Annotated in this window: 8 protein-coding genes; 6 read left to right on the top strand and 2 right to left on the bottom strand. The window is 72.1% G+C overall.

The window, feature by feature from the left end; translation table 11 throughout:
- On the bottom strand, positions 1–832 hold an 832-nt coding region (locus ACFQRI_RS26760; protein ID WP_380673379.1), incomplete at its 3' end, for a DUF6542 domain-containing protein.
- A gap of 238 nt (positions 833–1,070) precedes the next feature.
- On the opposite strand from ACFQRI_RS26760, the gene ACFQRI_RS26755 reads away from it, so the two are divergent.
- The 4 genes from ACFQRI_RS26755 to ACFQRI_RS26740 all read left to right on the top strand — a co-directional run bounded on the left by ACFQRI_RS26755 (position 1,071) and on the right by ACFQRI_RS26740 (position 7,427).
- The gene (locus ACFQRI_RS26755; RefSeq protein WP_380673377.1) at positions 1,071–2,660 is read left to right on the top strand and encodes a sugar ABC transporter ATP-binding protein; all 1,590 of its coding nucleotides are present in this window, start codon (positions 1,071–1,073) and stop codon (positions 2,658–2,660) included.
- Positions 2,657–3,691 carry an ABC transporter permease gene (locus ACFQRI_RS26750; protein WP_380673375.1) on the top strand — a complete coding sequence of 345 codons (1,035 nt, stop codon included), beginning with the start codon at positions 2,657–2,659 and terminating at the stop codon, positions 3,689–3,691. Before ACFQRI_RS26755 ends, ACFQRI_RS26750 begins: the two co-directional genes overlap by 4 nt.
- 23 nt (positions 3,692–3,714) lie before the next feature.
- Entirely contained in the window at positions 3,715–4,716 is a 1,002-nt protein-coding gene (locus ACFQRI_RS26745; RefSeq protein ID WP_380673373.1) for a substrate-binding domain-containing protein, read from the top strand.
- Positions 4,717–5,111: 395 nt separating this feature from the next.
- Positions 5,112–7,427: a glycoside hydrolase family 172 protein gene (locus tag ACFQRI_RS26740; RefSeq protein ID WP_380673371.1), complete on the top strand. Its 2,316-nt coding sequence runs from the start codon at positions 5,112–5,114 to the stop codon at positions 7,425–7,427.
- Between the two features lie 64 nt (positions 7,428–7,491).
- Here ACFQRI_RS26740 and ACFQRI_RS26735 read toward each other — a convergent pair whose 3' ends face one another.
- A complete protein-coding gene (locus tag ACFQRI_RS26735) occupies positions 7,492–8,484 on the bottom strand; it encodes a LacI family DNA-binding transcriptional regulator (protein WP_380673369.1) in 993 nt (330 codons plus the stop codon).
- A 179-nt stretch (positions 8,485–8,663) separates the two neighbouring features.
- Between ACFQRI_RS26735 and ACFQRI_RS26730 the strand changes: the two genes are divergently transcribed.
- Both ACFQRI_RS26730 and ACFQRI_RS26725 read left to right on the top strand, forming a co-directional pair.
- Positions 8,664–10,079, top strand: a complete 1,416-nt coding sequence (locus ACFQRI_RS26730) for an L-fucose/L-arabinose isomerase family protein (RefSeq protein WP_380673367.1) — start codon at positions 8,664–8,666, stop codon at positions 10,077–10,079.
- Entirely contained in the window at positions 10,076–11,569 is a 1,494-nt protein-coding gene (locus tag ACFQRI_RS26725) for an FGGY-family carbohydrate kinase (protein WP_380673365.1), read from the top strand. The genes ACFQRI_RS26730 and ACFQRI_RS26725 overlap by 4 nt, the downstream gene beginning before the upstream one ends.
- The last annotated feature ends 123 nt before the right edge of the window (positions 11,570–11,692 follow it).

Below are 11,692 nucleotides of genomic sequence, written 5' to 3'. Positions count from 1 at the left end.
CCGACTTGCGCTGGTCCGCCGGGCGCGGGCGTCCCGCGGGCTGGTCGCGGCGCGGCGCGGCGCCGCCGGAGCGGCCCGGCTGGTTCGGCGGCTTCGGCCGACCCTCACCGCGCGGCTGCGCGCTCCCGCGGGGCTGCGCACCTCCGCGCGGGGCCTCGCCGCGGGACTGCGGGGCGCCGCGCGGTTCGCCCCTGGCGGGCTTCTCGCGGCGTTCCGGGGTGCCCTTCCGGCGGTTCTCCGGAGGCTTCTTGCGGTCCGTGGGCGGGGCGGCCTTGCGGTCCTCCCCGCGCGCCGGCTGCTTGCGCGCCACCGGGCGCTGCTTGCGGGTCTTGGCCTCCGGGTCGATGGCCTCCGGGTCCAGCGAGGTCCGCGGGGCCCTCTCGGTGACCAGCATCCGGACCAGCCCGATGCCCAGGGTCACCGCGGCGGCCCCGGCCATGATCGGGAAGCTGGTGATCAGCGGTCTGGCGATGGCGAGCGCCTTGCCCGCCAGGCCACCTCCTGCGCCGCTGCCCGCTCCGGTGAGCAGGACCAGCAGCGGCATCACGATGCCCAGGGTCAGCGGCGGCTGCACCATCGGCCCGAACACGCTGTCCCGCCGGACCATCAGCACGGCGGCGAGGCAGCCGAGGAAGAAGCAGGTCTTGAACAGGATTCCCGGCTGCTCCCAGATCAGGACGTCGACGACGGTTCCGATCGCGGTCGGGACGGCAGCCACCAGGATCGCGCCCCACAGGGGGATGCCGTAGGGGCCGAAGGCCGAGCGGGACGAGAAGTCGTCCGACTCCTGGCCGGGCGGGGAAGCGCTCTGGCTCGCGCGGATCGCGGTCACGACTCAACGGTAACGTTCCAGCGAGCAACGCGAAGAAGCTCTTCTCGAACGAGCGCCCCGGACCACGTCGGGCGATGGTGGAGACACGACCTGCCGTGATGACTCCGTGATTTCGATGCATCCGAATGGATGCCGTATGCGCCACCCCGGGGTGTGAGCCTTGACACAGCGAACGCGCCCACCTTAGCGTCCGAGCAATCGTTTTCTCGCGTCGCGAGCGACGAGATGGGGGTCGGTTATGGGCGCGGCGCCACCACTGGTCGAGATGTCCGGCGTCACCAAGCGCTACGGCGGCGTGCTGGCCTGCGACGGCGTGGACCTGACCATCCGCGCCGGGGAGGTGCACGCGCTGCTCGGCGAGAACGGGGCGGGCAAGTCCACCCTGATGAAGGTGCTCTCCGGCGACATCGCAGATCACGCCGGGGCGGTCTCCATCGAGGGACACCCGGTCCAGTTCGCCAAGCCCGCGGACGCGCAGGCCGCCGGAATCGCCATGATTCACCAGGAATTGGACCTGGTGCCCGGTTTGAGCGTCGCCGAGAACCTCCACCTCGGACGCGAACCGCGCACCCGGCTGGGCACTGTGGACCGCCGCGCGATGGACCGGCGCACCCGCGAGCTGCTCACCCGCACCGGCATCGACATCGACCCCGCCCGCCCGGTCGGCGCGCTGCGCGTCGGCGAGCAGCAGCTGGTGACCATCGCCCGCGCGCTCGCGCTGGAAGCCCGCGTGCTGATCATGGACGAGCCGACCTCGGCGCTGTCCACCGCGGAGGTCGAGCGGCTGTTCGGCGTGATCGGCGAGCTGCGCCGCGCGGGCACCGGCATCGTCTACATCTCGCACCGGATGGACGAGATCGGCCAGATCGCCGACCGGGCCACCGTGCTGCGCAACGGCCGCGAGGTCGCCGAGTTCGACGCGCAGCGGATGAGCGCCGAGCAGGCCGCCGAGGCGATGGTCGGCCGCTCAGTGCGCACCCGGTTCGCCGAGACCGAGGCCAAATCCGAGCTCGGCGAGGAGCTGCTGCGGCTGCGGGACTTCGCGGTCCGGCCGCGCAGGTCGCGGGTCGGCCGCCGCGAGCCCGACGGGGTGGACCTGACCGTGCGCCGGGGCGAGATCGTCGGGCTGTGCGGCCTGCTCGGCTCCGGCCGCACCGAGCTGCTGGAGTCGCTGTTCGGGGCGGGGTCGCCCGGCACCTGGGAGGGGGAGGTGGTGCTGGACGGCCGCGCGGTGCGGCCGTCCAGCCCGCGCCGGGCGCTCCAGGCGGGCATCGCCTTCGTCCCGGAGGACCGCCGCGGCTCGGGTCTGGTGCTGGAGCACTCCGTGGTGGCCAACACCGTGCTCTCGGTGCTGGGCGCGCTCGGTCGCGCCGGGCTGGTGCGGCGCCGCCGCGAGCTCGGCGCCACCGAGCGCAGCGTCGAGCAGCTCAAGGTCAAGCTCGGCAGGACGACCGATCCGGTGGGCACGCTCTCCGGCGGCAACCAGCAGAAGGTCGTCTTCGGCCGGATGCTGCTGACCGAACCCCGGCTGCTGCTGCTGGACGACCCCACGCGAGGCGTGGACATCGGCGCGAAGGCCGAGATCTACCAGCTGCTCGGCGAGATCGCCGAGCGCGGGATCGGCGTGCTGCTGGCCTCTTCCGAGCTGCCCGAGCTGGTCGGCGCCTGCCACCGGGTCGTGGTGCTGCGCGGCGGGCGCAGCGTCGCCGAGTTCGACACCGCCGCGGCCGGAGAGGCCGAGCTGCTCGCCGCGGCGATGGGCGAGGGCAACGGCGGGTCCGATGTGGATGAGACCGAGGTCGGGAGCGCCCGGGGAGGTGCGCGTTGAGCAACCAGACGGAACTACCGCCCGCGCCGGCGGGAGGTGAGCCGAACCGGCGAGCCGCCACCGTCGAGAACCTGTTCCGGTTCCAGAGCTTCTTCGGCCTGATCGCGGTCTTCCTCGCCGCGGTGATCTTCTCGCCCCGCAACGACGGCGAGATCCTCTTCCTCACCAGCGACAACCTGTTCAACATCGCGCGCGCGGTCTCCGAGATCGGGATCATCGCGATCGGGCTGACCTTCGTCATCCTCATCGGCGGCATCGACCTGTCGGTCGGCTCGGTGCTGGGGCTGGCCGCGGTCGGCTCGGCGGTGCTGATGGTCCGCGACGGGCACGGCGTTTGGCTGACCGTCGTGCTGGTGCTGCTGGCCGGGGTCGTGTTCGGGATGCTGCAGGGCTCGGCGGTGGCGCTGCTGGGGGTGCAGGCGTTCATCGTCACCCTTGCCGGATTGCAGATCGCGCGCGGGCTGGCGCGCATGTGGTCCGGCGGCGAGACGGTGCAGATCTCCTACGGCGAGGGGGAGGGCCAGGCGCCGATGCTGTTCTCCCTGCTGGGGGAGCGCACCTTCGGCGGGGTGGTGCCGATCCCGGCGCTGATCTTCGCCGCGGTGGCGGTGGTGGCGGTGCTGTTCCTGCGCTCCAGCGCCTACTCCCGGCACCTCTACGCCATCGGCGGCAACGAGAAGGCAGCGCGGTTGTCCGGTGTCCCGGTCAACCGCACCAAGATCATCGCGTTCGCCATCGCCGGGTTCTGCGCGGCGCTGGCGGGCATCGTGCACGCCGGGCAGCTCAACGCGGGCAGCCCCAACGACGGCACCGCCTACGAGCTCGACGGCATCGCCGCGGTGGTCGTGGGCGGCACGAGCCTGGCCGGCGGTCGCGGCTCGGTGATCGGCACCATCGCCGGCGCGCTGCTGCTGGGGATCTTGAACAACATGCTGAGCCTCAACAGCGTCAACGAGGACTTGCAACTGCTGATCAAGGGTTTGGTGATCGTCGCGGCGGCGGCGCTGCAGCGCCTGCGACCGGCGTCGTGAGGGAAGTTACGGGAGGGAGCACGATGTACAGGACGAAGTCTCTGGTCGCCCTCACCTGCGCCGTGGTCGCGTTCGCCGCAGCCGGTTGCGGAACGACCAGCGAGAACACCGGTGCCGCGCAGCAGCAGGATCCGACCGCCAACTGCAAGGGGCCCGACGGGAAGTACACGATCGGGATGAGCCAGGCCAACCTGGCCGAGCCCTACCGGGTCCGGATGGACGACGACATCCGCAAGGCCGCGGAGAAGGTGCCGCAGTTCGAGGTGCAGTTCGCCGACGCGGCCAAGGACAACTCCCAGCAGGTCAGCGACGTGGAGAACTTCATCACCAAGCAGGTCGACCTGCTGATGATCTCCCCGAACGAGGCCGCCCCGCTGACCGACGTGGTGCGCAAGGCCTACAACGAGGGCATCCCGGTGGTGGTGCTGGACCGCAAGGTCAACGGTGAGGCCTACACCTCCCACATCGGCGCGGACAACGTCGACATCGGCCGCCGGGCGGGTCAGTACTTCAAGGACACCCTGCTGCCGCAGGGCGGCAAGATCGTGCAGATCAAGGGGCTCTCCGGCTCCACGCCGGCGGCGGAGCGCGAGAAAGGCTTCAAGGAGGGCATCCGGGGCTCGGGGGTCGAGATCGCGGCCACCGCCGACGGCGAGTGGGAGCGCACGGTCGGCCAGCAGAAGATGGACGCGCTGCTCAAGTCGCACCCGGACGTCCAGGCGGTGTACTCGCAGAACGACCCGATGGCCGAGGGCGCTTGGCTGGCCGCGCAATCGGCGGGCAAGAAGGACCTGAAGTTCGTCGGCATCGACGGCCTGCCCATCCCCTCCGGCGGGATCAAGGCGGTGGAAGCAGGCAGGTTGTCGGCGACCTTCGTGTACCCGACCGGTGGCAAGGAGGCCGTGGAGACGGCCAAGAAGCTGCTCATCGACTGCCAGAAGGTGCCCAAGACGCAGACGCTGCAAACCGAGCGGGTCACCCAGGACAACGCCGCCGAGGTCTACGCGCGGCTGAACCAGCGCTGAATTCCCGGCGTCGCGACACCTTTCGGTTCGCGGCCCGGTCGGATGCTCCCCCGGCCGGGCCGCGAACACCTGCGCCCCGAGCCCCCGACGACTGTCTCGGTGATCCGACGATCGGCTGAAATCCGGCTCGTGCCAACGGGAAGCACCTGGTTGGCGGCTGTGCCCGGGTCTCTCGCCGTAGACCATCTCATCGAGTGAATTTCGCGAAATGAATTCGGTTCAGCCGCCCGGATGCTTGCCGACGGAGGTGCCGCTCCTTACCCTTCGCCTACCAGAACTGATCTCCACCGCCGGTTCCCCGTAGTTCTTCCCGTGAAATTCCGCCGATTCGCAACGGGCCGCATTCTTTTGTCTGCTGTGGACAGTGCTGTGTCCGCACCGGGAGGGCGATCACGATGAAAGACCGCTCCACGACTTCGCAGGGCCGGCGGTGCACCCTCCGGCTGGCCGCCTACCTGGGCGTGTTCTCGCTGGTGGCGGCCGCCGCGGTCGCCGACGCCGGCTTCTCCGGGGCCCGCGCCCACGCGCAGGCTCCGGCCCCGTCCGAGCCGACCAAGGGGCCGGTCGGCTGGGAGGCCTACCGCGACATCGGCGCCATGCCGCAGCTGCGCGGCGGCGAGCAGTCCCGGCAGTTCTCCAGCTACGACCGCACCGGCGGGAACGACGACGGGTTCAACGGCACCTACTCCTGCCTGAGCGAGACCGAGCGCGGTTGCGTGATCGCCGAGCACACCGGACCCGGTGAGATCTCCTCGATCTGGAGCACTCGCGAACCGCTGGGCGACGTCAGCGCCACCGGCAACATCGTCGTCGAGCTGGACGGCCGGGTGGTGCTGGACGCGCCGCTGGTCGACGTGGTCAGCGGTCGCGTCGGCGGGCCCTTCGAGTGGCCGCTGGTGGGCAACGCCGAGGACGCGGTGGGCGGGGTGGTCATCAAGGTCCCCATGCCCTACCGGGAATCCATGCGGGTGACGGTGACCAACAACCCGCACTTCTACCACGTGAACAACCGCGTGTTCCCCAACGCGGACGGGGTTTCCACCTTCGACCCGAACGACCCGGCCACCGACGTGCTGGAGAAGATGCGCAACTTCGGCGTGGCCGACCCGAAGGGGCCGACCACCGGCACCCCGGTGCGGCGGGAATTCGACGTGGCGCCGGGCGGATCGGCAGCGGTCGCCGAGCTCACCGGGCCCGCGCGGATCAACCGGCTGCGGCTGCGCCTGCCGCAGGTGGTGCCCGCGCCGCAGGTCGTCGACGACGGCCGCGCGTACGGCGCGGGCGGCGGCAGCAGCTTCCGGATGCGCGTCGACCCGAACAACCAGGGCGTCCGGCTCGTCCGGCGGTTCGACCCGCAGGTCGCCGACCAGGTCGCCGGGGTCAGCGTCAACGGCGTCCCGGTCGGCGAGTGGCGCAGCGGCCCGGCGCGGCCGGGCGAGTGGGGCGTGCAGGTCATCGACGTCCCACCGGAGGTCACCGCCGGGCAGAGCTCCATCGAGGTGGCCAACCGGTTCACGTCCTCCTCGCTGGACGTCAACGAGTTCCGCTACGACGTGCACAGCTTCGTCGGCGGCGACTGGGAGCGCACCGACGTGCTCGACCTCGGCCCCAGCCACCCGGGCGAGGAGTCCGCGCACGGCTACGCCATCGACAACCCGGTCTTCGAGCGCTGGCAGCTCTCCGGCCGCTACCCGCACGACCCGGCGCAGGTCGCGGCCTCCGACGAGGTGCTGGCCGGCGCGCGGGTGCGGATCACCTTCGACGGGCAGACCACGGTCGACGCCCCGATCGGGGAGTTCTTCGGCTCCGGGCTGGGCGAGCACGACGTGCGGACCATGATGAGCTCGATCGACCCCGGCCTGGACGGCTGGTACACCGCGTGGTGGCCGATGCCGTTCGACCGCTCGGCCGAGGTCGAGATCGTCAACGGCAGCGGGCAGCCGATCACCGGCGCCACCGCGGAGGTGGTGGCCGGGCCCGGCGGGCCCGGGCCCGACGACGGGCTGTTCCACGCCACGCACAAGCGCGGCGCGACCGTGCCGGGCCAGGACTGGAACTTCCTGGACACCGGTGGCGCGGGCACCTTCTACGGGGTCACGCACACGATGCGCGGGCACATCCCGCTCAACGCCGCGCGCTCCAGCGCGCTCCCGCACTCGGTGCGCGCGCAGCAGGCGAACCCGCGCAACTACCTGGAGGGCGACGAGCGCTTCTACGTCGACGGCGCGGCCGAACCGGCCTGGCACGGCACCGGCACCGAGGACTTCTACGAGTCCGGCTGGTACTTCCGCTTCGGCACGACGTTCTCCATGCCGCAGGCCGGCAACCCGGCGCACGAGGTCAACCAGGACGGTTGCCGGTACGACTGCACCGGGGCCTACCGGCTGATGCTGGGCGAGGCGGTGCCGTTCCGCACCGGCCTGCGCGCGGGCATCGAGCACGGTCCGGCCAACGACGAGCCGGGCGAGTACAGCTCCACGGCCTACTGGTACGGCGCTCCCGCCGGTCGCGGGCTCCCGCTCCCGGCACCGCCGCCCGGTCCGGAGGTGCCGCCTTCGCTGCCGCCGGCGCAGCAGCCGCCCGCCGAGCCGCCCTCGGCCCCGGTCCCCACGGCACCGCAGGTCCCGCCGGAGCCCGGCCAGGACGCGCCGGAGCGACCGGCACCGACCACCCGTCCCGAGGACGGAGGCCTGCTCGACCTGCCCTCCTGACGCGGCTCGCCGAGCGGCGCGGTCCGCCGGGCCACCGCGATCTCGCGGGGCCCGGGGGCCGCGCTCAGCGGGTGGTGCTGCCCCGGACGACGAGGTCGGCCGAGAGGGTCTGGGTGGTGGGCGCACCGCCCGGGGAGGCCAGGCGGTCGAGCAGGAGCTGGGCCGCCATCGCGCCCATGTCGTAGGCGGGCTGGGAGACCACGGTCAGCGGCGGGTCGAGCAGCGTCGTCCACGGCGCGTCGTCGAAGGCGAGCACGCCGACGTCGCGGCCGGGGCGCAGGCCCAGCTCGGCGAGGGTCTCCAGCACGCCCACGGCCATCACGTTGTTGGCCACCAGCACCGCGTCCGGCGGCGGCTCCTGGGTCAGCAGCGAGCGGGCGGAGTCCCGCGCGCCCTCCGCCTTGAACCGGGAGCGGCGCACCAGCGAGGTCGAGCTGGGCAGCTTCGCGGCGCGCAGCCCGTCGCGGTAGCCGGCCAGCCGCTCGTCGGCGGTGAGCACGCCGCTGGGCCCCGGCAGGCAGCCGATCCGCCGGTATCCCCGCTCGGCCAGGTGCAGCGCGGCCTCCTTGGCCGCGGGCCGGTTGTTCAGCAGCACGGTGTCGCTGCGCCCGTTCGGCAGCGGTCGGTCCACGGCCACCACCGGGGTGGTGTGCCGCTCCAGCAGCTCGGCGGTGTCGGCGTTGCCGGTAGGCGAGAGCAGCACCCCGGCCACGCGCTCCTGCAGCGCCACGTCGACGTACTCGCGCTCCTTGGCCTGCTCGTCGTCGGAGTTGCACAGCACCAGCGAGTAGCCGGCCGCGTGGGCGACGTCCTCCACGCCGCGGGCGATCGCGGTGAAGAACGGGTTCTCCACGTCGGAGATGATCAGCGCGAGCACCGCGGTCTCCTGCTTGCGCAGGTTGCGGGCCGGTCCGTTGGGGCGGTAGCCGAGCTCCTCGGCGGCGGCGAGCACCCGGGCGGACAGCTCCGGGTCGACCGTCGCCTTGCCGTTGAGCGCCCGCGAGACGGTCGCGGTGGACACACCGGCAAGCGCTGCGACATCGCTGATATTCGCCACGGTTCCTCCCCTGGCCCGCTGGCCGAGTGATGGTCCCTCGCCCGCCTTGACAGTCCCTGCGGGACCAGAATAGCGTCCGAGAAAACGATTGCTGGGGTTCAGGTCCCGCCGCTCCAGCAGGTTCACCGCCGGTTCCGCACGCAGTCAACGCCGCCTGTCGAAGCGAACTTGGAGGAGCTGTGGCTCGCATCGGTGTCGTCAGCATTTCCGACGGGCGCGGCCACGTGCACGCCCGCAACGCGTCGTTCATCCAGTCCAAACAGGACGCCCTGGTCGCCTCGCTGCGCGCCGCGGGGCACGAGGTGATCGCGGGCGCCGACCTGGTCGCCACCAACGACCTGGCGGTGTCGGTGGCCCGGGAGGTCGCCGCGGCCGATGTGGACGTCACGGTCCTCTACTACGCGGTCTGGTCGTTCCCGCACTTCACGATGCTGGCCGCGGACGCGACCCGCAGCCCTCTGGTGCTGGTGGCCTCCACCGACCCCACCGAGCCCGGTCTGGTCGGCATGCTCGCCGCGGGCGGGGCGCTGGACCAGATCGGCCGCGAGCACGCGCGCGCCTGGGGCGCGCCGGACGACCCGGAGCTGGCCGCCACCATCGGCGTGCACGCCAAGGCCTCGGCCGCGGTGTCCTCGCTGCGCGGCTCCACCTTCGGACGCTTCGGCGGCAGGCCGATGGGCATGAACACCGCGGTGGCCAACACCGACCAGTGGATGCGCCAGTTCGGCGTGGACGTCGAGGAGATCGACCAGTACGAGCTGGTGCTGCGGGCCGACAAGGCCGACGCCTCCGAGGCGCGCGCGGCGCGCGAGTGGTTGGAGCGCAGCACCGCGGGCGTGCACTACGACGGCGACAAGCTCACGCCCGAGCTGCTGGAGCGCCAGATCCGCTCCTACCTGGCCATCCGGGAGATCATCGAGGAGCGCAGCCTGGACTTCTCCGGGATCAAGGCGCAGCCCGAGCTCACCGAGAACTTCGCCACGATGGACGTCACCGAGGCGCTGCTCAACGACCCCTACGACTGGAGAGGGCCGAAGGAGACCCACGTCACCGCGACCGAGGCGGACATGGACGGCGCGCTGACCATGCAGCTGTTCAAGCAGCTGTCCGGCACCCCGGTGCTGTTCGCCGACGTGCGGCACTACCACGCCGACCGGGACATCTGGGACCTGTGCAACTCCGGGCAGCACGCGACCTGGTTCGCCGCGCGCAGCGACGACCCGGCCGAGAACCTGGCGCGGGTCAACCTCTACCCGGAGGTGTTCTTCTTCCCCGCGGGCGGCGCTTCGGTGCAGCACATCGCCGCCCCCGGCGAGATGACGCTGGGCCGGTTGACCAGGGAGGACGGCGAGTACCGCCTGCAGCTGATGCTCGGCGACTTCGAGAGCTACGACGCGGAGACCAACCAGCGGCTGGTGGACCAGTCGACGCCCGAGTGGCCGCACGCGTTCGCGCGGCTGGACGCCCCCGGCGAGGTGTTCCTGTCGAAGTTCGGCGCCAACCACATCCACGCGATCCCGGGCGATCACCGAGCCGAGCTGCGCGCGGTGTGCGATCAGCTCGGCGTCCGGCTGGACGAGTGGAGCCGCGGGTGAGCGCGCGGGCGCTGCTCGGCATCGACATCGGCACCTCCAGCTCGAAGGGGGTGCTGGTGAGCACCGACGGCCGGATCCTCGCCAGGGCCGCGCGGCCGCACCACACCGCCCACCCGCACCCGGGCTGGGTGGAGCACGACGCGGAATCGGTGTGGTGGGCCGACTTCCTGGCGCTGACCAGGGAACTGCTGCCCGCCGCTGAGGGTTTCGAGCTGGCCGGGCTGGGCGTCAGCGGCATCGGGCCGACGTTGCTCCCCGCCACCGGCGCGGGGGAGCCGCTGCGCCCGGCGATCCTCTACGGCGTGGACACCCGCGCCACCGCCGAGATCGACGAGCTCAACGCCGAGCTGGGCGTCGAGGAGATCCTGCGGCGCGGCGGCTCCGCGCTGTCCAGCCAGGCGGTCGGGCCGAAGATCCGGTGGCTGGCCAACCGCGAGCCGGAGGTCTACCGGCGCACCGAGAAGCTGCTGATGTGCAGCTCCTACTTGGTGCACCGGCTCACCGGGCGGTACGTGCTGGACCACCACTCGGCCAGCCAGGTCGACCCGCTCTACGACCTGGAGTCCAGGGACTGGGCGCGGGACCTCGCCGAGGCGGTGGCCCCCGGTCTGCCGCTGCCGGAGCTGGTCTGGCCGGTCGACGTGGTGGGCGCCGTGACCGCCGAGGCCGCGCGGGAAACCGGTCTGCCGCAGGGGCTGCCGGTCACCGCCGGCACGGTGGACGCGTGGGCCGAGGCGGCCAGCGTCGGCGTGCGCGAGCCCGGCGACGTGATGCTGATGTACGGCACCACGATGTTCTTCGTCGAGGTCCTCGACCGGGTGCGACCACACCCGGCGCTGTGGGGGACCTGCGGCGCCTACCCGGGCACCTACACGCTGGCCGCGGGCATGGCGACCTCCGGCGCGGTCACCGACTGGCTGCGCGGTCTCGTCGAGGGCGACTTCGCGCAGCTGGTCGACGAGGCCGGTGCGGTGCCGCCGGGGGCGCGGGGGCTCCTGCTGCTGCCCTACTTCGCGGGCGAGCGAACGCCGATCCTGGACCCGGACGCCCGCGGCGCGCTGCTGGGCATGACCCTCGAGCACGGCCGGGCCGAGCTGTACCGGGCGGCGCTGGAGGGGATCGGTTACGGGGTGCGGCACAACCTCGAAGCGATGGGGGAGGCCGGTGGCTCGGCCCGCCGCCTGGTCGCGGTGGGCGGCGGTACCCAGGGCGGGCTGTGGACGCAGATCGTCTCCGACATCACCGGCAAGGAGCAGCAGGTCCCGGCTGAGACGGTCGGCGCGGCCTACGGCGACGCGCTGCTGGCGGGCGTGGGCACCGGCGCGGCCGAGGACCCGGACGGCTGGAACCCGGTCGTGGGGACGGTCGAGCCGAACCCGGACAACGCCGAGCGCTACGGCGCCTTCTTCGACCACTACCGCGACCTGTACGAGTCGACCAAGCGCACCGCCCACTTCCTCGCCGAGCAGCAGCGCACCGCGGACCGCTAGGGGGTGTCCTCAAAGTGGGTGTGGGTGGCCTGGTTTGATCTTGGTTGATGGTGAAAAGGCATGAGTTGACTGATGAGCAGTGGCAGGTCATCGAGCCGTTGTTACCGGCCTCGGGCGTGGCGG

Source organism: Saccharopolyspora griseoalba (genome assembly GCF_042665275.1).
Taxonomy (GTDB): domain Bacteria; phylum Actinomycetota; class Actinomycetes; order Mycobacteriales; family Pseudonocardiaceae; genus Saccharopolyspora; species Saccharopolyspora griseoalba.
This window is presented reverse-complemented; position numbering and strand designations above follow the sequence as displayed.